This is a genomic window from Luteibacter sp. P4_E6 (genome assembly GCF_056401535.1).
Genome location: NZ_JBFUJE010000024.1, coordinates 1 through 21,611 on the forward strand (window position 1 = coordinate 1; position 21,611 = coordinate 21,611).

The following is a 21,611-nucleotide window of genomic DNA, read 5'->3' on the forward strand; positions in this document are numbered from 1 at the left end:
GTTTCTGTATCGCGCCGCGCGGATCCGCTGGCAGCCGTGGATGTTCGTCCTCGCCTCCAGCGTGCTCTATGTCCTCGACCACCTCTACCGGCTGGGGCAGGGGCCCTCGGAGTGGGCGACACTGTTCTGCTTCGGCCTCGCGTATGCGACGTCGGTGGTGCGCACCGGCTCGCTGTGGCTGGCTGTTGGCCTGCACTGGGGCTGGAACCTGGCCAACGTACTGATGGGGGACATCCTGCCGCATGATGTCGTGTCGACAACGTGGGCGCCCTTTCTTTCCGCCGCGGCGCACCTGGTCATCATGGGCGTGCTGTTCGCTATCCCTACGCAGCTCGAACGCGACGGGCTCGACGCCGACCTGGCCTGAACTGAAGGGACGGCTCAGAAGTGATAAACGAATGCCAGGGTCTCGGTCACCTGACGGGTCGAACCGAAGCGACTGACGAGCGGACTGGAGGCGGCATCGCCAAATAGCTTGCCGTAGCTCACGGCCAGCGCGAAGCCGGTTTGCTGCGACGTGGGAATGAAGGCGTCGTACTCGATATCCGCCGACTGCCCGCCGGCGCCAGGCTGCCATGCACGCGTACCGAGGTCGTCGGCCTCGCTCGGCGTCACGCCGAAGAAGCGGCGCATGGCCGGTCCGTTCATGCCTTGCACCTGCAACTCGAGCGAATGCTGGATGTACCAGACGTCCGGCAGTTGGTAGTCGGCGTAGATCGCCGCGTATGCGCCAGCGCCATCAGTGTCGTGGGCGATGTGGCTACCAACGCTGAACTTCTTCGTGAAGGCGTATTCGAGGTAACCACCTCCCTGGAAGCGCGGCGACAGCGAGGGGACCTTGCCGCCGAGCTGGCCCAGGTCGTCGCGCGTGCGTCCCCAGAGCCAACTGCCGTAAATGCCGCCATGCCAGTGCTCGCCGTGGATAAGATCGAGCTTGAGGCCATCGGAGGTGGAAAGCTCGCCCACGCCGGGGATTTCGATGTCGACATAGGGAATGCCCTGGTTGCGGCGATCCTTCGCGCCCTGCCACGCGGGAAGGCGTTGCACGCCAGCACCAAAGGCATAGGTGGGCGCGTCATCGTCTGCGGCATGGGCGATCGTGCAGGCTATCAACAGGGACAGGGCGGCAAAACTCGAACGACGCATGCGCAAGAGCCGGGATGGGGATAACGAGAAGCATGCCACAGGCGCCTTATGTCACGCTTTCATCACGGGAAAGGGATCGGAAAGGCAGTCCACGTAGCCTGCGCAGCATCCTGAAAACCGGCTGCTTACGTTGTGCTGAGCTCACCTGACTGGAACATCCTCTGCGACTTTGACGGCACGATTGCCGTCGAGGACGTCATCGACTCATTACTGGACCGTTTCGGCCGTCCGGGATGGGAAATCCTGGAGCGCGACTGGCGCGCCGGCGTCATCGGTTCGGCGGTTTGCATGGCCGGTCAGGTCGCCCTGCTCGACATGAGCCGCGCCGAGCTGGACCGTCATCTCGCCAGCCTTCACATCGATCACGGTTTCGCCGGTTTCGTGAAGGCGACGATCGAGTACGGCATCCCCATGGAGATCGTCAGCGACGGTCTCGATCACGCGATCCACGCCATCCTTGCCCACCATGGCATCGACAGCCTGCCGACCGTGGCCAATCACCTCGACCAGACCGATGCGCGCGCGTGGAACCTCACCTCGCCGTACAGCGTGGCCGGTTGCCGCAGCGGCACCTGCAAGTGCGCCCGCGCCGAAGTGGCCAAGGCACGCGGTGGCAAGACCCTGCTGATCGGCGACGGCGCGTCCGACTTCTGCGCCGCCGATCGCGTGGACTTCGTTTTCGCCAAGAACCGCCTCATCGAGCACTGCCGTGCCGCCGGCATCCCCTACGTGCCGATTGCCAGCTTCGACGAAGCCATCGAACTGCTTCCCGCCCTGATCGACGGCACCCTGCTGCCGCAGACCGTAATGCCCAATACCGCGACGAACGTCCAGGAAATCTCCGCATGACCATCCTCTCCAAGACCCCCCAGGTCGTCATCGACGACGCGACCCTGCTCGCCGACGAGGCGAAGTATTGTTCCTTCGGCGACACCGTTCATTACGTCGATCCGCCGAAGATCTTCCGTCACGCCGAAGGCAGCTACATCTACGACAGCGAGAACATCCCTTTCCTCGACCTGCAGATGTGGTACTCCGCCGTGAACTTCGGTTACGGCAACAAGCGCCTGAACGACACCCTGAAGGCGCAGATCGACCTGCTGCCGCAGGTTGCCAGCCAGTACCTGCACCAGGGCAAGATCGAGCTCGCCAAGACCATCGCAGTCGACGCCAAGCAGAAGTTCGGTCTCGACGGCCGTTGCCACTTCAATGTCGGTGGCGCGCAGGCGGTGGAAGATTCGCTGAAGATCGTGCGCAACGCACGCGGCGGCAAGAGCCTGATGTTCGCCTTCGAAGGCGGCTACCACGGTCGTACGCTCGGCGCTTCGTCCATCACGTCGAGCTACCGCTACCGTCGTCGCTTCGGCCACTTCGGCGAGCGCGCGCAGTTCATTCCGTTCCCGTATCCGTTCCGTCGCCCGAAGGGCATGACGCCGGAAGAGTATTCCGACGCCTGCGTCGCCCAGTTCGCGCGCCTGTTCGAAACCGAATACAACGGCGTGTGGGATCCCAAGGTCGGTGAGGCCGAATACGCCGCGTTCTACGTCGAGCCGATCCAGGGCACCGGCGGCTACGTGATCCCGCCGAAGAACTTCTTTATCGATTTGAAGAAGGTGCTCGACAAGTACGGCATCCTCATGGTGGTCGACGAGATCCAGATGGGTTTCTGGCGCACCGGCAAGCTGTGGTCGATCGAGCATTTCGGTGTGAACCCCGACGTGCTGGTGTTCGGCAAGGCGCTGACCAACGGTCTCAATCCGCTGTCGGGTATCTGGGCACGCGAAGAGCTGATCAATCCGGAGATCTTCCCGCCGGGCTCCACCCACTCCACGTTCAATTCCAACCCGCTCGGCACCGCGCTGGGCCTGGAAGTGATCAAGATGGGCTACGAGCTCGACTACGGCACGCGCGTGGCCGAGAAGGGCAAGCACTTCCTCGACGGCCTGCGCGACCTGCAGAAGCGCCACAAGGAAATCGGTGACGTGGATGGCCTCGGCCTCGCGCTGCGCGCCGAGATCTGCACGGACGACGGCTTTACGCCGAACAAGGCGCTGCTCGACCGCATGGTCGACATCGGTCTTGCCGGCGGTCTCACCCACAACGGCAAGAAGATCGGTCTCGTGCTCGATGTGGGCGGCTGGTACAAGAATGTGATTACGTTCGCCCCGTCGCTCGACATCTCTCACGACGAAATCGACCTGGCCATCGCGTTGCTCGACCAGCTGTTGACGCTGGCCAAGCGGGGCTGATCCCCGACAGCCTAGCGATGGCATAAGTGACTTTGCCCGGTCCGGATGCACGGCCGGGCTTTTTTCGGTTCATCGCGGATTACCGGGGGCCGGGCGCTCGGATTCGCCGTCGCTCTCTACACTTGGGCGTCTCGCGGGGAGACCTTGGTGCCCACCCTCGCGGCTCAGACACGTCCTCCGCGTTCGAGAAGGAAAGGCCGCTCCGCGGCCCCTGTTCTTATTGGCCTACGGCCGCTCCACTTGTGCGGAACTCGCCTCGAGGGTGGACACCAAGGTCTCTCACGACGATACGGTTGAGCTAAAGGAGAGCCGGTGCGTGGTGCCGTCGTCGGCCCCGGCTGTTCCCGCAACACCAGGTCGATGCGGAAGCCGTTGCGGGTAACCGGTGGCCGAACACCTTCCTTGCGTCTGCGCCGCCACGTCCACGCCCGCCGCGGCGTCCACGCCCGCGGCGGCGTGAGTTGATAGCGCCGAGAGAGGCGACGCCTTCGGCGAAGGCGCGAAGCGGCGTTCTACCAGCGCCCGATCACATGCTGCACAAGCAGACTCGTCACCGCCACCGCGGCCCACACGCCTAGCCCGAGCAGAATCGGCCGCGGTCCCGTCGACGCCATCCGCCTCAGGTCCGCCGACAGGCCAATGGCCGTCAGCGCGACAATGATCAGGCACTCCGCAATGAAGTGAATCACCGGCAGGGCGACTTCGGGAACGAGGCCGGTGGTGCGGATGCCCGAAGCCACGAGAAACCAGAGGATGAACCAGGGAAAGATCTTCGCCAGGCTGAAGTCGGTCGCCCCGCTGCGCTTCTCGCGCCAGGCGACGATGAGGGCGATGCCGAGGCTGATAGGAATGATCAGCGTGGCGCGCGTCAGCTTCACGATCGTCGCGAAGTCCCCGGCGGCGTGGCTGTAGCTGTAACCGGCCGCGACCACCGACGAGGTGTCGTTGATCGCCGTGCCCGCCCAGAGACCGAAGCCTAGGTCGGAAAGGCCCATCCAGTGGCCAAGGGCCGGGAAGAGCAGCACCGCGACGAGATTGAACAGGAAGATCGTCGAGATGGCGAACGCGGTGTCGTGCTCGTCAGGCTTGATGATCGGGACGATCGCGGCGATAGCCGAGCCGCCGCAGATGGCAGTACCCACGCCGATCAGCAGCTTCAGCTTGTCGTGCACGCCGAGCACGCGGCCCAGGATCCACGCGGCCAGGCCGGCGGCGGCCACCGTGGCCAGGGTCACCGAGAGCGACTCCATGCCCGTGTGGGCCACCTGGGTCAGGCTGAGTCCGAAGCCGAGGGCGATGATGGACCACTGCAGCACCTGTTTCGAGGCGAAGCGAATGCCCGGCTGGAAGCGTTCTTCCGGTGGCGCGAAATGGCGCACCAGGATGCCCAGCACGATGCCGCAGACGGCACCGCCGATGAGGGGCATGAGCCGGCCGAGACCGAAGGCCACGGCTGCCACCGATAAGGCGAGCAGGATGCCGGGCAGCCGGGGTGAGGATTGGGGAGGCAGGGCGACAGCGGACACGGGGTCGATCCTTTGGGCGATGAGCCATTGTCAGGCGCCGCCGTGGATAAGAATATTGAAAATGCCTGATCGGGTGTATAAGCATTACTTATGCATGCGATCAGTCCGCGCCAGCTCGAGGTCTTCGTCGCCATTGCCACGACGGGCAGTGTGCGGGCCGCCAGCGAGCGCCTGTTCCTGAGTCAGCCCGCGGCGAGCATGGCGCTTGCCGAGATGGAACGGCAGATCGGTTTACCGCTGTTTGCGCGCGAGCGTGGGCGCCTTCGACTGAACGACCGCGGCCGCGAACTTCTGCCGCTGGCGCGCGAGCTGATCGAACGCCATGCCGAGTTCGGCCGCCGTGCCGAGGGTTCGGTGGCGGAGCTCACCGGCGAAATCGGGATCGGTGCGAGCAATACGGTAGGCAATTACCTGGTCGGCGACCTGCTCGGCGCGTTCGCGAGCGGGCATCCTGGCGTCGCACTGCGGCTGGGTGTCGCCAACACCGCACGCATCGCGCAGGGGGTGCTCGATCACGATTTCGACATCGGCTGCGTCGAGGGGCCGGTCAATCACCCGGCGATCGAATCGCGTCCCTGGCGTGAGGACCGGCTCGTCGTTTGCGCCCGTCCCGATCATCCGCTCGCTGGAAAGGCCCGCCTGAAGCGCGAGCACTTCGCGGGCGAGCGCTGGGTACTACGAGAGCGCGGGTCCGCGACGCGTGCCCTCAGCGAGCAGGCACTGGCGGCGTTGCCCGCAGGGAAGGTCGTGCTCGAGCTCGACCAGTCCGAGGCGATCAAGCAAGCGGTGATCGCCGGCCTCGGTATCGCCTGCCTGCCCGAGGTGGCGATTGCGGACGCGGTGACGATGGAGCGGCTGGTGGTCCTGCCGACCCCGTTCCTCGACCTGAAGCGGACGCTGTCGATCCTGTTGCATCGGCAGCGCTACCGGGGGGCTGTCCTGGAAGCGTTCCTGGCCGGTCTCTGACTCAGCCAAGCACGCAACGGTTCTTGCCGGATCGCTTGGCGTCGTACATCGCCGAATCGGCGGCGACGACGATGCGGTCGTAGGCGTCGCCGGGGAGGAACAGGGTCACGCCGATGCTCGCACCGATAGTGACGCCCAGGCGCGACCCGCTGACCTCGAGCGTGTACGGTTCGGCGATCGCATCGCAAAGCGTCTGGCAGCGCGCCAGCGCCGCCTGCGCATCAGCAGCGTCATTGAGAAGGACGGCGAACTCGTCGCCACCCAGGCGCGCGACGGTATCCGACTCGCGCGTGCGGCCGTCGAGTCGACCCGAGATCGCCTTCAGCAGGGCATCGCCAGCCGCGTGCCCATGGGCGTCGTTGACGCCTTTGAAGCCGTCGATGTCGATGTACGCAAGCGCGAAGGAACCGCCGTCCGCGTCGCCCGCGACAATGGCATGCTCCAGTCGCTCACGAAAAAGAATGCGGTTGGGCAGGCCGGTCAAGGCATCGTGGGTTGCCTGGTGGCGAACCAGTTGCTCCATGCGGGTGCGCTCGGCCACCTCGGTGGTGAGTTGCTGGTTGCGCAGCGACAGCTCGTCCAGCGCCTGCTGCAGCAGTGCGCGGGCACGATAGAGCTCGAGGAAGATCTTCACCTTCGATTGCAGAATGACATCGTTGATTGGCTTGGCGATGTAATCGACCGCGCCCGCCGTATAGCCCTTGATGCGGTTGATGTCATCCGCGTAGGCTGCGRTGACGAAGATGATGGGCGTCTCGCTGAGGTGGTCGCTCTCGGAGATGAACTGGGCCACCTCGAAGCCGTCCATCTCCGGCATGTTCACGTCCAGCAGGACGAGCGCGAACTGGTGGTCCAGGCACAAGGCGAGCGCGTCATTGCCGCTGGCGGCTTCGTAGATATCGGCATCCGCGCGGGCGAGAAGCCGTCGCATGGCGACGAGGTTGGCCGGGGTGTCGTCGACGACGAGGATCTTGGGACGATTCGTATTCATGGAAGGCACAGTTCGTTGAGCTTGGCCGCGATGGCATCGAGGGGCAGGCACGCATCGGCGCCTGCCGCCTCCAGGCCCGCGAGGGGCATGACATCCGCTTCCGCAGTGAGGGGATCCTGCACGAGGGCAAAGCCACCGGCACGACGTACGGCGACCAGTCCCTGGGCGCCATCGGAGTTGGCGCCGGTCAGCAGGACGGCGATCAGGCCATCGTGCCAGGCGTCCGCGGCCGTTTCGAAAAGGACGTCGATGGACGGCCGCGCGTAGGCGACCTTGGCATCGACGCTGAGCGAGAAATGAAAGTTCGGTTCCACCATCAGGTGGTAACCGCTCGGCGCCACATGAATCACGCCGGGGTCGGCGGGGGCCCTCTCGCTGGCCTCGACCACGGGCAGGCTGGCATGGCGGTCAAGCAGATCGACCAGAATGGTCACGTCAGCCGAACCGGTATGACAGCAGATGATGATGGGCACGCCCAGCCGCGCGTCGAGGCCGGGCAACACGCATTGCAAGGCGGTGAGGCCTCCGGCGCTGCAGCCGATCACGATGGCCTGTCGTTTCTTCATCGGCTCAGCGCCCTCGCACCGGGACCGCCGACCTGGTAGATACGCAGCGCGTGGTCCACGTCGCCGAAGCCCGCGGCGGCGGGTGAGAAGTCGATGTTCTCGCGGGTGCCCAGGCAGAGGAAACCGCCGCGCACCAGGCTGTCGCGGAACAGGCCGAGCGTGCGGTCCTGCAAGGTATTCGTGAAATAGATGAGCACGTTCCGGCACAGAATGAGGTGCGCTTCGCAGAACACTTCGTCGGTCACCAGGTTGTGGTTGAAGAACGTGACGTTGCGACGGAGCCGCTGGTCGAGCTTGATGAAGTCGTAGCGCGCGCTGTAGTAATCGCTCAACGAATGGCTTCCGCCAGCTTCGATGTAGTTGCGCGACCAGTCGCGGGCCTCGCGCGTGGCGTAGATGCCGTCTGCCGCGATGGCCAGCGCCGTGTCATTGAAGTCCGTGGCATAGATTCGCGAGCGCTCGTACAACCCGGCTTCCTCAAGAAGAATGGCCAGCGAGTAGACCTCCTGCCCGTGTGCGCAGCCAGCCTGCCAGATGTTGATCTCCGGATACGACGCGAGTACGGGAAACACCTTGTCACGCAGCGCACGGAACACCGGCGGGTCGCGGAACATCTCCGAGACCGGAACGGACAGGCCCTCGATGACACGAGCGACGAACCCCTCCTCGTGCAACAGCCGGCTGTTGAGCCCACTGATCGAAGATGTGTCGTGCGTGCGCACCAGCTGCTGCACGCGGCGTTTCAGCGAGGCAGGCGCATACTCGCTGAAGTCGTAGCCGTGGCGCAGTTGCATGGCGCGCACGAAGAGCTGGATCTCGATGTCTTCGACGTCCACCTCAGCTCCTGGTCGGCAGCCACACGCGGATCATCGACAGCAGGCGGTCGACATCGATCGGCTTGGACAGGTAATCGTTGGCGCCGGCGTCGAGGCATTTTTCGCGGTCACCGCGCATGGCCTTGGCCGTGAGCGCGATGATCGGCACCTGCGCGACGTCGGGTCGTGCACGGATGGCGCGCATGGTGTCGTAGCCATCCATCACTGGCATCATGATGTCCATGAGGACCAGCTCGATGCCCTTGTCGGTGTCGATCGTATCGAGTGCCTTCTGCCCATCCKGGGCCATGACCACGTCGATGCCCTTGGCACGCAGCACCTTCGACAAAGCGAAAAGATTCCGCATGTCGTCATCGACAAGCAGCAGCCGGCGACCGCGCAGGCTGGCCTCGTCCACGCCTCCCGCCGCCGTCGTGGCTTCGTCGCGCGCACCGCCGCCGTGGCGGATCGAATGCAGGAACAGGCTGACCTCGTCGAGCAGGCGGTCCGGCGAACGCGCGCCCTTCACCACGATGCTGTCTGTGTACTGGCGGATCTTCATGCTCTCTTCGCGGCTGAGGTCGCGGCCCGAATAAACGACGACCGGTGGCGTATGTCCGCCGCGCGCGAGATGTTCGAGGAACTCGATGCCGGACATGCCGGGAAGGCCGAGGTCGAGCACGATGCAATCGAAGGCGGTATGCGTCGTCTTCTCGAGGGCTTCCTCGGCCGAGCCGGCTTCCTCGATCACGACCGAGTCGTCCTTGAGCAGGGTGCGTACGGCCGTGCGCGCGCTGGCGTCGTCGTCAATCACGAGCAGGTGGCGGGTGCGCCCCTCGGCGAAGTGCAGCATGCGGTCGAAGGCGCTCGCGATCGATTCGCGGCTGACCGGCTTGGTGAGGAAGCCGACGGCGCCGAGTTCGAGCCCGCGCGTGGCATCGTCGGTTGCCGAAATGAAGTGCACGGGAATGTGTCGGGTGGCGCCATCGTTCTTCAGGCGCTCGATAACCGTCCAGCCATCCATGCCGGGAAGCATCACGTCCAGCAGGATGCCTGTGGGGCGATAGCGCTTCGCAAGCGCGAGCCCGGACTCGCCGTCGCCGGCGGCCAGGACGCGATGACCCTTGCGATGGACCATGTCGGCAAGGATCCGGGCGAAGGCGGGATCGTCCTCGACCACGAGGATGACGGTGTCGCCGGGACTGATCGACAGGCGATCGTCGGCGATGGTGTCGGCGAGCAGGCCGGGTGAGAGCGGCAGGGTCGCTTCGGCAGCGGCCTGCTGGAGCGGAACGGCGTCCGCCGTACGGCCCGTGTCGGGGGCGTCTTCGGGCAGATAGACGGTAAACGTGCTGCCGTGACCCGGCTCGCTGGCCAGGACGATGTCGCCACCCAGGAGCATCGCGATGCGACGGGAGATGGCCAGGCCCAACCCCGTGCCGCCGTACTGGCGGCTGGTGCTGGCGTCGACCTGCTCGAACGCATGGAACACACGCTGCATCTTGTCGGCGGGAATACCGATGCCGGTATCGCTCACCGTGATGGCGATCGTCGTGGCCGGAACCAGGCCGGACGGCAGGTCGGCTCCTGCCGCCGGACGCGAGACATGCAGGCCGACCGTGCCGGCGGCGGTGAACTTGAACGCGTTGCTGAGCAGGTTGTTGGCGATCTGCTCGAGCTTGGCGCCGTCCGTGCGGATGCTGGCGGGTAGTCCCGACGCCACCTCCACGCTGAACGCCAGCTTCTTTTCCTGGGCCACGTGGTTGAACGTGCGGGCCAGGGTCCTTGCCAGGTCGGCAAGCGGGAAGGCGTCGACCACCAGTTCCATCTTGCCGGCCTCGACCTTGGAAAGGTCGAGGATGTCGTTGATCAGCCGTAGCAGATTGGAACCGGCGTCATGGATGATTCGCGCCGACTCGACCTGTTCACCGGAGAGGTTCTCCTCGTCGTTGTCGGCCAGGCTACGCGAGAGGATCAGCAGGCTGTTGAGCGGYGTGCGCAGCTCRTGCGACATGTTGGCGAGGAACTCGGACTTGTACTGGCTGGCGCGGGCCAGTTCCTCGGCCTTGTCCTGGGTGTCCTTCTGGAGTGCTTCCAGAGCGTCTTTCTGTTCGTTGAGGGTGACGCTCTTCTCGCGCAGTTCTTCGTTCGAGGCGTGCAGTTCCTCGGTCTGTACACGCAGTTCTTCTTCGGACGCGACCAGTCGCTGCGACTGTTCCTGCAGCTCGGTGGTCTTGGTCTTCAGTTCCTCGTTGGTCGAGCGCAGGTCTTCCTGCTGGCTACGCAAGGCCTCCTCTGAGGCACGCAGCTCGTCGGCCTGGCACTGGGTCTGCTCGAGCAGCGCGTGCGTGCTGAGGGCGAGACCGAGGTTTTCCAGCGAAAGCGCGACGATCGGCATGAGCTCTTCGAGCAGGCGACCTTCGAGCGGGGTGAGGTGCGCGAAGCTGCCGATCTCGACGACACCGAGCAGGCCGTCGCGCGAGCTGACCGGCAGCACCACGATACTGCGGGGCGCACCTTCGCCCGTGCCCGAATGGATGCGGGTGTAGTCGTCGGGAACATCCTGCAGCACGATCGTGCGCCGCTCGACGGCCGCCTGCCCGACCAGGCCCTCGCCCAGCCCGTAGTCGGCGGTGACGTGGCGGCGTTCCTTGAAACCATAGGTTCCAAACCGTTCGAGGCGTGCGGTGTCTTCGCGGAACAGGTAGAAAACGCCCAGTCCGGCCTTCATCACCGGCACCAGTTCAGTCACCAGCACGTCGGCGAACTCACGGTATGTGGTGGTGGCCTGCAGCTTGTTGGAGATCGCGGTCACCGTGGACTTCAGCCAGGTCTGTCCGGCCGTCTCGATCGCCATCTCCTTGAACACCTGCAAGGCGCGTGCGATCTCGCCGATTTCGTCGCGGCGGGTGAGCTGGCGCACTTCGATGCCGTGGTCGTGCGCGGCAAGGCGCGACATCAGTTCCGTCATGCGGACGATCGGCCGGGTGATCAGGCGGAAGGTCATCCCGATCACGAAAAGGCCGAAGGCCAGGCAGGCCAGCAGCGAGAGGATGTCGATGTACTTGGTCGCGGTGAGCACGTCGTCCAGCGCGCCGTTACGTTTGTCGAGCAGCACGCGTTCCGTGGCCGACATCTCATCGATCAGCTTGCGCACGTCGGTCATCAGGACGGTGCGATGGCCGAGGTAGTCGTGGCGGATCGACTCGCGGGCCAGGGCGCCTTCGGGCGTGGCGGCGTTACCGATGGCGCGGGTGGGCTCGAGGGCGTACTTGGTCACCTCGACCTTCCAGCGGTCGAGCATGTCCTGCAGTCGGTCGATGCGGGACTGCTGCAATGGATTGTCGGCGGTCAGCTGGCGCAGCGTGGCCATGCTCTTTATGAGATCGCGGTCGGCGGTCTCGAAGTCGGAATACTCGGCATCGGACTGGTTGAGCAGGTAGCCGCGGGCCGCGACCTGGCGCGACTGGGCGCCGTCGTTCACGTCGGCCAGGGTGATCAGCACTACGTAGGTATGCCTGGACCAGTCCCGGGTGTCGTTTTCCCGCCAGAGGGAAGCGAGGTTGGCGACGCAGGCCGCCACGAAAAGGGCCAGCAGGGCGCCGATGGCGATGACGATCTTTCGCTGCAGGGGTTGGTCGGCGAGCCAGCTACGCTTCTTTTCGTTGGAGGACATGCGGTGACCGATTGGGGGTTCAGGAAGTAACAATGCCATCGTTCCGTGGCGTTCTGCACTTTAACGGCCTTTGCTCAGCCGGGTTGAGGGCCAGGCCTTCGCCACGGCGGCGGCACCAGGCTGCCGCGGCGGACCGCCACGGCAAGACATACGGAGGTTACGATCGAACAGATGCACAGGGCGACGATGGACGCTTCGGCGCCGAATGCGCCTCCCGTGAGCCAGGTGGGCCCCTGCATGTGAGAGGCGAGCAGGCCGCGCTGTTCGAAACCCGAGACAGGGATACCGTAGAACGGCCCCTGGGCCACGTTCCAGGCGGCATGGGCGCCCATGCAGACCCAGAGCGACCGGGTCACGTGGTAGAGCAGACCGAAAAGCAGGCCGGCCTCGAGTGCGATGGCCAGGGCACTCCACGGGGTCGCGTTGGGGTTCCACAGGTGCAGGCCGCCGAACACGGCGGCTGAAATCAGCAGAGCCGCCCAGGTGCCTAGGCCTTCCTCGATGATGCGGAAGAGCACGCCGCGACTGACGATCTCTTCGCCGATACCCGCGCCTGCGCCCATGACGAGGATGGGCCCGACCCAGTCGACATCGTGGTTCAGGCCGACGACGACGAAGGCGCCCAAGGCCCATAGCGCGGCGACGACCAGGGAGAAGCAGAGCGCACCGCCGAGAAGTCCCATGAGCAGGTGGGGGACCGCCTTGCCGGGCGCGAGTTCGTCGAGCCTGCGTCGCTCCACCACCTTTGCCAGCAACCCGTACGCCAGCATGAACGGCCACAGCCGCAGGGCCTCCATCAGCAGCGTGGTATCGCGAAAAGCGACGAAGCCGGGCGGCAACCCGAGTGCACTCCACACAGGGCGCCCGATCCATTGGAACGTCTTCAGCAACGTGAAGAAGACGATGAGCCTGCCCGGCGGGGATCGGAGCAGGTGGGCCAGGCGGCCCGATGGTGTGACGGCGGTCTCGGCGGCGAACATGGATGTCTCGACGTGGGGCTTGCGGCCGCAGTCTACGCAGGCATGATGGTGCTCCGATACAAGAAGGCCGGCGGTACGTCCGCTAACGTGGCAGCCGCGGGCTGTCGCGCCCGATACCCACTGGAATTGCACGATGGCCATACCGTCCGAAAACGATCCGTCGAGTCCGATGAACCGGCGTGAGCAGACGTTTCCTCACCTCAACGAGGAAATGTCCGCACGGCTGGTGAAGTACGGCGTCGAGGAGGTCGTGCCCGCCGGCACCATGCTGTTCCGCCGGGGCGAACGCCGCGTCGATTATTTCTTCGTCATCGAGGGCAGCATCGAGGTCTACGACACGGCCGAGGACGGCACGCCGAACGTCTTCGTGGTGCATGGTCCCAACCAGTTCACGGGCGAGGTGGATCTCTTCAGCGAACGCAAGATCATGGTCAATGGCCGGACGGCGGCTGAGACTCGCCTGGTGCGCATGAATCCCGGCGCCTTCCGCAAGCTGGTCTCCGGTGAGCCGGATATCGGCGAAATCATCATGCGCGCCTTCATCCTGCGTCGCGTGGGGCTCATCCAGAGTGGCCAGGGCGGTGTCATCCTGGCCGGCTCGGCCCACGCCGCGGACACCGCGCGCCTGCGCAGCTTCCTCATCCGCAACGGTTACCCCTACCGACTGCTCGACACGGACATCGACGAGGACGCCAGGCACCTGCTCGACGGATTCGGACTCGATCCCAGTGAATGCCCAGTGGTGATCATGCCGGACCGGCGCGTGCTGCGCTGTCCGACCAATGGCGCGCTCGCGGACGACCTCGGCATCAGCATCGAGCTGGACAAGGATCACGTGCATGACGTGGTCGTGGTCGGCGCCGGTCCGGCTGGGCTGGCCGCGGCGGTCTACGCGGCTTCGGAGGGCCTGGATACCCTGGTCATCGAGGCGCTCGCACCGGGCGGGCAGGCGGGCACCAGTTCGAAGATCGAAAACTACCTTGGATTTCCTACCGGCATCTCGGGCCAGGCACTGTCCGGCCGAGCGCAGGTCCAGGCGATGAAGTTCGGCGCGCACATGGCCATTGCACGCTCGGTGGAAAGCGTGGACTGCGGTCGGCACCCCTACCGGCTCAGCCTCGACGACGGCAGCGTCGCCTCGGCCCGTTCCATCGTCATCGCCACCGGCGCTCGTTATCGGAAGCTCGAGCATGTCGACTACGAGCGTTTCGAAGGGCAGGGCATCCACTATGCGGCGACCGCCATGGAGGCGCAGTTATGCGCGGGCGAGGAGGTTGCCGTGGTCGGTGGGGGGAACAGTGCGGGCCAGGCCGCCATGTTCCTGGCACGCACCGTCGCGCACGTTCATATCCTCGTCCGAGGCAACGGGCTGGCGGCGACCATGTCCGACTATCTCGTGCAGCGCATCCTGCAGTCGCCACGAATCACCCTGCACGCGCACTGCCAGATCGACCACCTCGACGGCGACACGTATCTGCGCGAGGTTGGCTGGGCGTGCGAAGTCGATGGCACGCAGGAGCGCAAGAAGATCGGTGCCCTGTTCGTGATGATCGGAGCCGAACCGAACACCGCCTGGTTGCAGGGTTGCCTGGATCTCGACAAGAAGGGCTTCGTGCTCACCGGTCGCGATGCGGACGGCTATGCCACGCCTTCGCCGTATGCGACGACGCTGCGCGGCGTCTTCGCTGTTGGCGACGTCCGCTCCGGTTCCGTGAAGCGTGTCGCTTCGGGCGTGGGCGAAGGTTCGGTGGTCGTGCAAGCGATCCATCGCTTCCTCAACCCCGCACCCTTGTAACCGCCAGCTCTTTGTAGGAGCGGCTTCAGCGGCGATTGGGTGCTCGCGCTACCCTTGCCCGCTATCGCGGGATCGCCGACGAATCGGCTCCTACAGTTTCGTTGTTACACGTCGACCGAGGCGGCGTGTTCGCGCGTGGCGGCGAAGCGCACCGTGGGCCAGCGTTCCTGGGCGAGCTGCAGGTTCACGCGCGTCGGTGCGAGATAGACCAGTTCGCCCGCGCCGTCGATGGCCAGGTTGCCAGCATTCTTTTCCCGGAATTCCTCGAGCTTCTTGGGGTCGTCGCAATGAATCCACCGCGCGGTGGAGACGCCGACCTGTTCGAACGCGGAGTCCACGTTGTATTCGTCTTTCAGGCGGTACGCGACGACATCGAACTGGAGGACGCCGACCGCGCCGAGGATGAGGTCGTTCGACATCAGCGGACGGAAGAACTGCGTGGCCCCTTCTTCGGAGAGCTGTGCGAGACCCTTCTGCAGCGCCTTCATCTTCATCGGATCGCGCAGGCGCGCGCGACGGAAAAGCTCCGGCGCGAAGTTAGGGATGCCGGTGAACGAGAGTGCTTCGCCTTCGGTGAACGTGTCACCGATGGTGATGCTTCCGTGGTTGTGCAGGCCGATGACATCACCCGGGTAGGCGCGCTCCACGATTTCGCGGTCGGAGGCCATGAAGGTGAGTGCGTTGGCGATGCGGACCTCCTTGCCGGTGCGGGTCTGCTGCATCTTCATGCCGGCGGTGTACGTGCCCGAGCACACGCGCATGAAGGCGACGCGGTCGCGGTGCGCCGGATCCATGTTGGCCTGGATCTTGAAGACGAAGCCGGTGAGCTTCTCTTCGTCGGGCTTTACTTCGCGCGTGAGCGTGTCGCGCGGGCGTGGCGACGGCGCGTGTTCGACGAAGAAGTCGAGCAGCAGCTGCACGCCGAAGTTGTTCACGGCCGAACCGAAGAAAACCGGTGTCTGCTTGCCAGCAAGATAGGCTTCGATGTCGAACGGATTCGAGGCGCCGATCACCAGTTCGAGTTCTTCGCGTAGCTCGTCCAGCGCGGACTGACCGATGCGTTCGGCGAGTCCCGGGTGGTCGAGTCCCTTGAAGATGGTCGACTCCTGTCGCGTGGCGTTCTTGCCCGGCTCGAACACATGCACTTCGTCGAGCAGCACGTGATACACGCCCTTCAGGCGCGAACCCATGCCGATCGGCCAGGTGAGTGGCGCACAGGCGATGCCGAGCACCGATTCGACTTCGTCGAGCAGTTCGATCGGCGAGCGGCCCTCGCGATCGAGCTTGTTGATGAAGGTCATGATCGGCGTGTCGCGCAGGCGGCAGACTTCCATCAGCTTGATGGTCCGCTCCTCGACGCCCTTGGCGCAGTCGATCACCATCAGCGCCGAGTCGACCGCGGTCAGCACGCGATAGGTATCTTCGGAGAAGTCCGCGTGGCCCGGGGTGTCGAGCAGGTTCACGATGGCGTCGTCGTACGGGAACTGCATGACCGACGAGGTCACCGAGATGCCGCGTTCCTTTTCCAGCGCCATCCAGTCCGAGGTGGCGTGGCGCGCGGCCTTGCGGCTCTTCACGGAGCCGGCCATCTGGATCGCGCCGCCGAACAGCAGCAGCTTTTCGGTGAGCGTCGTTTTTCCCGCGTCAGGGTGACTGACGATGGCGAAGCTGCGCCGACGGCGGGTTTCGGTGAGGTGTGAGGACATGTTTTCAGGCCGGGATCGATAGGCTAACCGCTTATTCTATCAGCGAATTGACCTGCGCGAGCCGCCTCGGCGGCGAGGCTCTATGTAGGAGCCGATGCATCGGGGATCCCGCGGCAGCGGGCCGGGATGAGGCGAGGACCCAGGATGAGGCGAGCACCCAATCGCCGATGAATCGGCTCCTACAGGGATTTGCGGCCACCTCGGAAAGGCCGTTCGTTAGCCCGGAAAGGCCACATCCAGCCAACCCGGCACCGGGATGCCCTTGCTGCGCAGGAACGTCGGGTTGAACAGCTTGCCCTGGTAACGCATGCCGCCGTCGCAGAGGACCGTGACGATGGTGTGGCCCGGGCCGAGCTCGCGGGCCAGGCGGATGGCGCCGGCCACGTTCACGCCGCTGGAGCCGCCCACGCAGTAGCCCTCGCGGTGGAGCAGGTCGTGAAGCAGGGGGACCGACTCATCGTCAGGGATCGACCAGGCGAGGTCGATCGGCGCGCCCTCGAAATTGGCGGTGATACGGCTGTTGCCGATGCCTTCGCTGATCGAGGTTCCTTCGCCCATCAGCTCGCCCGTCTGGACGTAGCGGGCGAAGATCGAGCCGGCGGGGTCGGCAAGGGCGATGCGGATATCGGGGCGGCGGCTCTTCAGGGCCCGGCCGACACCGGCGATGGTGCCCCCGGTGCCCGCCGCACAGACGAAGCCGTCGATCCGTCCGCCGGTCTGCTCCCAGATCTCCCGGCCGGTGTGGGCCTCGTGCCAGTCGCGATTGGCGGTGTTGTCGAACTGGTTGGCGAACCAGGCGCTGCCAGGGGTCGCGGCGTTCATCTCCTCGGCCAGTCGGCGGGCGGTCCGGGCGTAGTGGCCGGGATCCGTGAACGGAACCACGGGCACCAGGCGCACCTGGGCGCCGGCGACGTGGAGCGCGTCGATCTTCTCCCTGCTCTGAGTGTCGGGCATGACGACGAGGGTGCGGTACCCGCGGCTCGCGCCCAGGAGGGCCAGTCCGATACCGGTGTTTCCGGCCGTTCCCTCGACCAGTGTGGCGCCCGGCACCAGCAGGCCCTGTCGCTCGGCATCGTCCAGCAGGCCGAGCGCCGTGCGGTCCTTCACGGAGCCGCCCGGGTTCAGGAACTCGGCTTTGGCGAGGATCTCGCAGCCGGTCGCCTCCGAGGCGTGGCGGAGCCGAAGGAGGGGCGTATTGCCGATGGCGGCGGCGAAGCTGGCATGGGTGGTCATGGGCCCATGCTAACGCCTTCGTGGACCCTCGTGGCCGCCGGCGCTCTCTCTGTAGGAGCCGATTCATCGGCGAACAGACCTGGCTACGTAGACATGCCTGTTCGCCGATGAATCGGCTCCTACAAGGGCTTTCCCGCAAGCATTCACCGATATGCACATATCCGGACACAAGGACTTCTAGACATCTGGACGTCTAAACGGCTGTTGACAGTGTTCTGATCCGGGCGTATCTTCGGTTTCACTCATCGAGACCGGCTGAGGGACAGGCCCTTTGAAGCCGGGGCAACCTGCGGATTTCCGCGACGGTGCCAACTCCTGCGGGGCGTGTCTTCACGTCAGCCGATAGATGGGATGTCCTTGGCGGGCAGGCGTTTGCGCATCCGCTAAAGAGGCACCTCCGACTGCCGGTTCCCCGCGGGGCTCGATCCCGAACGCAGGAACCCGGACATGTCAGCAGAGCCCCTCACCGTGATCTCCCTCCCCGAAGCGGTCGTTTGCCCCGCGCCGCGCAGTGCGGCCGATCTCACCGAGCAGCGTGGTACTCGCCGGGTGTCGTTCACGCCGAAGTACGGCAGCGACGCTGTCGAGGTGGACGTCCACTACCTCTGGTGCGGCGCGCCGCATGCACCGACGATCATCGTGCAGGGCGGCATCTCGGCCGACCGCGATGTATGCACCGGTCGCGAGCGGTCCACCGGCTGGTGGCAGGAACTGGTCGGTCGCGGCGCCGCCGTCGACCTCGATCATTACCGCGTGCTGGCGATCGACTGGCTGGTACCTGCCGATCTCGGTGGCGCCGAATCGGTGTCGAGCGAAGACCAGGCCGCCGCGCTTGCGGTTCTCGTGGACGAGCTCGGCATCGGTCGCGTGCACGCGTTCGTGGGTTCCTCCTACGGTGCGATGACCGGCCTCGCGTTCGCGGCGAACCATCCGGATAAGCTGAAGTCGCTCATCCTTCTGGCCGGCGCCCACCGTCCGCACCCGCTGTCCACGGCGCAGCGTTCGATCCAGCGCAGCATCGTCCGCCTCGGCGTGGAGTCCGGCCGTACCGACGAAGCACTCGCCCTCGCACGTCAGCTCGCCATGACGACCTATCGGGGTAGCGAAGAGTTCTCCCGCCGTTTTGCCGCCGGGCCGGAACTGCGTGATGGTCGCTTCCACTTTCCGGTGGAGGATTACCTCGAGCACGCCGGCCGCCGCTTCGTCGAGCGTTTCGAGGCGGAGCGTTTCCTTGCGCTGTCCGAGTCGATCGATCTGCACGATGTCGCGCCGGAACGCGTCGCGGCACCCACGACTCTGGTCGGCTTTCCTTCCGATCGTCTCGTGCCATTGGCGGACCTGTGCGAACTGCAGCGCCGTCTTGCCGGCACCGCCACCCTCGAAGTCGTGGAATCGCCTTACGGCCACGACGCCTTCCTGAAAGAAACCGTGCAGCTCGCTCCCGTGCTGCGTCACGCACTCAACGACTGTCGCGGAGACCACTAAGTCATGACCGATTCCCGTCTTTGTACCCGCGCCGTGCGCGCCGGCATCGAATCCGATACGCAGCACGGCGCTGTCGTGCCGCCCTTGCACCTTTCCACCAACTACGCCTTCGAGGGCTTCGGCCGCAAGCGCGCTTACGACTATTCGCGCAGCGGTAACCCGACGCGCGACCTGCTCGGCGAAGCATTGACCGAACTCGAGGAAGGTGCGGGCGCCGTCGTCACCGGCAGCGGCATGTCCGCCGTGGCACTCGCACTCGAACTGGTTCCCGCCGGCGCGCTGGTCCTTGCTGCGCACGATTGCTATGGCGGTACGTGGCGCCTGCTCGATGCCTGGGCGAAGAAGGGCCGCTTCAGCGTCCGCTTCGTCGACTTCACCGACCCGACCGCGCTCGCCGACGGCCTCGCTTCGAAGCCGGCGCTGGTCTGGATCGAGACGCCGTCGAACCCGCTGCTGCGGATCACCGACGTGCGCCACGTGTCGCAGGCGGCGCACGCGGTGGGCGCACTCGTCGTTGTCGACAACACCTTCCTCTCGCCTGCCTTACAGCAACCACTCAAGCTCGGTGCCGACATCGTCGTGCACTCGACCACGAAGTACATCAACGGTCATAGCGACGTGGTTGGCGGCGCCGTCATCGCGGCGGACCAGGCGGTCGCCGAACAGCTGAAGTGGTGGGGCAATTGCAACGGGCTAACCGGCTCGCCGTTCGACAGCTTCCTGACGCTGCGCGGCGTCCGTACCCTCGCGGTTCGCCTGCGTGCACACGAAGAGAACGCCCATCGTATTGCCGCGCGCCTCGACGCTCACGATGCCGTGTCGCGTGTGTATTACCCAGGCCTGACTTCGCACCCGGGTCATGCCTTGGCGCAGCGGCAGCAGAAGGGTTTCGGCGCGATGTTGAGCTTTGAGATTGCCGGCGGCAACGATGCGATCGAAGCCTTCGTCGACGGTCTGCGTTACTTCTCGTTGGCAGAATCACTGGGCGGTGTGGAAAGCCTCGTCGCTCATCCGGCCACCATGACGCATGCGTCCATGGCGCCCGAAGCTCGCGTCGTTGCGGGCATTTCGGACAGTCTCCTGCGTTTGTCGGTCGGCATCGAAGACGGTGACGACCTGCTGACCGACCTCGATGCCGCGCTTGCCCGCGCCGCCGCGGTCGCTTCGGTCACCTCGAAACGCAAGGTCGGCGCATGAGCGCGGTGGTCGCGTCGCCTATCGTCGCGGTGCCTCCGCGAACAGCCGTCGTGCTACTTGGCACCGGTGTCGTCGGGAGAGCCTTGCTCACCTTGTTGGCCACGCCGGCGGCACGCTCCCTGCGATTGGTCGGCGCGGCGAATTCGCGTCGCCAGCACGTGCTGGCGGACGGYGTCGTTCCCGCCGAAGTGGCCGAGCGGCTGAGCAAGGGCAGGGACGGGCGCGAGAATGCACCGCTCCTTGCCGCGCTCGACCAAAGCGGCGCAGCGCGCAAGGTGGTGATCGATGCCACGGCCTGCACCATCGAAGCCAGCCGTCACGCTGAGTGGCTGGCGGCGGGATATCACGTCGTCACCGCGAACAAGGCGCTCGCCGGCGGCCAGTTGTCGGGATGGCGTGCCCTCCAGGCCGCCGCGGCGAATGGCAGCGTGTATGGCGACGCCGCTACGGTCGGAGCTGGGCTGCCAGTGTTGTCGACCCTGCGTCGCCTGCGCCAATGCGGTGACAGCCTGCTCACGCTGGAAGGTGTCTTCTCTGGCTCGCTCTCGTGGCTGTTCAACCAGTACGACGGTAGTCGTCCGTTCTCCGCCTTGCTTCGGGATGCGCGTCGCCTCGGTTTCACCGAGCCGGATCCGCGCTCCGATCTTTCGGGCGAAGACGTGGCGCGCAAGCTTCTGATCATCGCGCGCAACGCAGGCTTCTCGTTGGGTAGCGAGGAAGTGGAAATCGAAAGCCTCGTACCCGAAGCGCTTCGCACGCTCGACACGAAAACGTTCCTCGATCGCCTCGAAGAGCTGGACGAGCCGCTACGTCAGCGCCAGGCGGTTGCCAAGGCGAATGGCAAGGTGCTGCGCTATCTCGCACGCCTGAATCAACGCGGTCGTGCCCGCGTCGGTTTGTTCGAAGTCGGTCCCGAGCATCCCGCATCGCGCCTGTCAGGCACGGACAATCAGTTCGCGCTCACCACCACGCGCTACCACGCCACGCCGCTGGTTATTCAGGGGCCGGGCGCCGGTCCAGAGATCACGGCGCAGGCGTTGCTGGGAGATGTGCTCGCCTTGTAGTGATTCGGACCTTCCATGTATGCGGAGTGCGTGTCAGTCGAGACCGCGCGTTTACGTCAGCTTTGCCGCCGAAGCTCGCGATGACCTTGCAAGACACCCCATGCAAGAGTAGATTTCATTGCGAGATCTGACCGGTGGCCGGTCCACCTACTAGGATCTCTCCGGGGCGCTCTCAAGCGCCCCTTTTTTATAGCCGCACGATGCCCTGCGGATCTC

General features: G+C 65.3%; 17 protein-coding genes and 1 riboswitch. Of the genes, 8 read left to right on the top strand and 9 right to left on the bottom strand.

Annotated elements, in window-relative coordinates:
• The coding region (locus tag AC1DT2_RS03310; RefSeq protein WP_477294279.1) for a lysostaphin resistance A-like protein at positions 1 to 367 on the top strand (367 nt) is incomplete at its 5' end.
• 14 nt (positions 368 to 381) lie between these two features.
• Here AC1DT2_RS03310 and AC1DT2_RS03315 read toward each other — a convergent pair.
• Entirely contained in the window at positions 382 to 1,146 is a 765-nt protein-coding gene (locus tag AC1DT2_RS03315; RefSeq protein ID WP_063573391.1) for a MipA/OmpV family protein, read from the bottom strand.
• Positions 1,147 to 1,281: 135 nt separating this feature from the next.
• Here AC1DT2_RS03315 and AC1DT2_RS03320 point away from each other — a divergent pair, with 135 nt between their 5' ends.
• Together AC1DT2_RS03320 and AC1DT2_RS03325 are read left to right on the top strand one after the other, a co-directional pair.
• Positions 1,282 to 1,995: an MtnX-like HAD-IB family phosphatase gene (locus tag AC1DT2_RS03320; RefSeq protein ID WP_477294307.1), complete on the top strand. Its 714-nt coding sequence runs from the start codon at positions 1,282 to 1,284 to the stop codon at positions 1,993 to 1,995.
• Positions 1,992 to 3,395, top strand: a complete 1,404-nt coding sequence (locus AC1DT2_RS03325) for an aspartate aminotransferase family protein (protein ID WP_477294282.1) — start codon at positions 1,992 to 1,994, stop codon at positions 3,393 to 3,395. Before AC1DT2_RS03320 ends, AC1DT2_RS03325 begins: the two co-directional genes overlap by 4 nt.
• Positions 3,396 to 3,907: 512 nt before the next feature.
• On the opposite strand, the gene AC1DT2_RS03330 is transcribed toward AC1DT2_RS03325, so the two are convergent.
• Positions 3,908 to 4,921 (bottom strand): YeiH family protein, encoded by a 1,014-nt coding sequence (locus AC1DT2_RS03330; RefSeq protein WP_477294284.1) that lies wholly within the window; start codon positions 4,919 to 4,921, stop codon positions 3,908 to 3,910.
• Between the two features lie 90 nt (positions 4,922 to 5,011).
• Between AC1DT2_RS03330 and AC1DT2_RS03335 the strand changes: the two genes are divergently transcribed.
• A complete protein-coding gene (locus AC1DT2_RS03335) occupies positions 5,012 to 5,887 on the top strand; it encodes a LysR substrate-binding domain-containing protein (RefSeq protein ID WP_477294286.1) in 876 nt (291 codons plus the stop codon).
• Between the two features lies 1 nt (position 5,888).
• On the opposite strand, the gene AC1DT2_RS03340 is transcribed toward AC1DT2_RS03335, so the two are convergent.
• The 5 genes from AC1DT2_RS03340 to AC1DT2_RS03360 all read right to left on the bottom strand — a co-directional run bounded on the left by AC1DT2_RS03340 (position 5,889) and on the right by AC1DT2_RS03360 (position 12,915).
• Entirely contained in the window at positions 5,889 to 6,878 is a 990-nt protein-coding gene (locus AC1DT2_RS03340; protein WP_477294288.1) for a diguanylate cyclase domain-containing protein, read from the bottom strand.
• A complete protein-coding gene (locus AC1DT2_RS03345) occupies positions 6,875 to 7,444 on the bottom strand; it encodes a chemotaxis protein CheB (RefSeq protein ID WP_477294290.1) in 570 nt (189 codons plus the stop codon). The genes AC1DT2_RS03340 and AC1DT2_RS03345 overlap by 4 nt, the downstream gene beginning before the upstream one ends.
• Positions 7,441 to 8,280 (bottom strand): CheR family methyltransferase, encoded by an 840-nt coding sequence (locus AC1DT2_RS03350; RefSeq protein WP_477294292.1) that lies wholly within the window; start codon positions 8,278 to 8,280, stop codon positions 7,441 to 7,443. Before AC1DT2_RS03350 ends, AC1DT2_RS03345 begins: the two co-directional genes overlap by 4 nt.
• A gap of 1 nt (position 8,281) precedes the next feature.
• The gene (locus tag AC1DT2_RS03355) at positions 8,282 to 11,935 is read right to left on the bottom strand and encodes a response regulator (RefSeq protein WP_477294294.1); all 3,654 of its coding nucleotides are present in this window, start codon (positions 11,933 to 11,935) and stop codon (positions 8,282 to 8,284) included.
• A gap of 74 nt (positions 11,936 to 12,009) precedes the next feature.
• Entirely contained in the window at positions 12,010 to 12,915 is a 906-nt protein-coding gene (locus AC1DT2_RS03360; RefSeq protein ID WP_477294296.1) for a lysostaphin resistance A-like protein, read from the bottom strand.
• A 133-nt stretch (positions 12,916 to 13,048) separates the two neighbouring features.
• Between AC1DT2_RS03360 and AC1DT2_RS03365 the strand changes: the two genes are divergently transcribed.
• Positions 13,049 to 14,710, top strand: a complete 1,662-nt coding sequence (locus tag AC1DT2_RS03365; protein WP_213948657.1) for an FAD-dependent oxidoreductase — start codon at positions 13,049 to 13,051, stop codon at positions 14,708 to 14,710.
• Positions 14,711 to 14,814: 104 nt separating this feature from the next.
• Here the strand turns inward: AC1DT2_RS03365 and AC1DT2_RS03370 are convergent, their stop codons facing one another.
• Both AC1DT2_RS03370 and AC1DT2_RS03375 read right to left on the bottom strand, forming a co-directional pair.
• The gene (locus AC1DT2_RS03370) at positions 14,815 to 16,416 is read right to left on the bottom strand and encodes a peptide chain release factor 3 (protein WP_063574099.1); all 1,602 of its coding nucleotides are present in this window, start codon (positions 16,414 to 16,416) and stop codon (positions 14,815 to 14,817) included.
• Between the two features lie 216 nt (positions 16,417 to 16,632).
• On the bottom strand, positions 16,633 to 17,649 hold the full coding sequence (locus tag AC1DT2_RS03375) for a cysteine synthase A (RefSeq protein ID WP_477294299.1): 1,017 nt from the start codon (positions 17,647 to 17,649) through the stop codon (positions 16,633 to 16,635).
• A gap of 239 nt (positions 17,650 to 17,888) precedes the next feature.
• Positions 17,889 to 18,002, top strand: a riboswitch (SAM riboswitch).
• A 94-nt stretch (positions 18,003 to 18,096) separates the two neighbouring features.
• Here AC1DT2_RS03375 and metX point away from each other — a divergent pair.
• Genes metX through AC1DT2_RS03390 form a run of 3 tightly spaced genes read left to right on the top strand, consistent with a single transcriptional unit; the run spans position 18,097 to position 21,395 of the window.
• The gene (gene metX, locus AC1DT2_RS03380) at positions 18,097 to 19,134 is read left to right on the top strand and encodes a homoserine O-succinyltransferase MetX (RefSeq protein ID WP_477294301.1); all 1,038 of its coding nucleotides are present in this window, start codon (positions 18,097 to 18,099) and stop codon (positions 19,132 to 19,134) included.
• Positions 19,135 to 19,137: 3 nt separating this feature from the next.
• Positions 19,138 to 20,331: a cystathionine gamma-synthase gene (gene metB, locus AC1DT2_RS03385; protein WP_477294303.1), complete on the top strand. Its 1,194-nt coding sequence runs from the start codon at positions 19,138 to 19,140 to the stop codon at positions 20,329 to 20,331.
• Complete coding sequence (locus AC1DT2_RS03390) at positions 20,328 to 21,395, top strand: homoserine dehydrogenase family protein (RefSeq protein WP_477294305.1); 1,068 nt, start codon at positions 20,328 to 20,330, stop codon at positions 21,393 to 21,395. Before metB ends, AC1DT2_RS03390 begins: the two co-directional genes overlap by 4 nt.
• Positions 21,396 to 21,611: the final 216 nt, after the last annotated feature.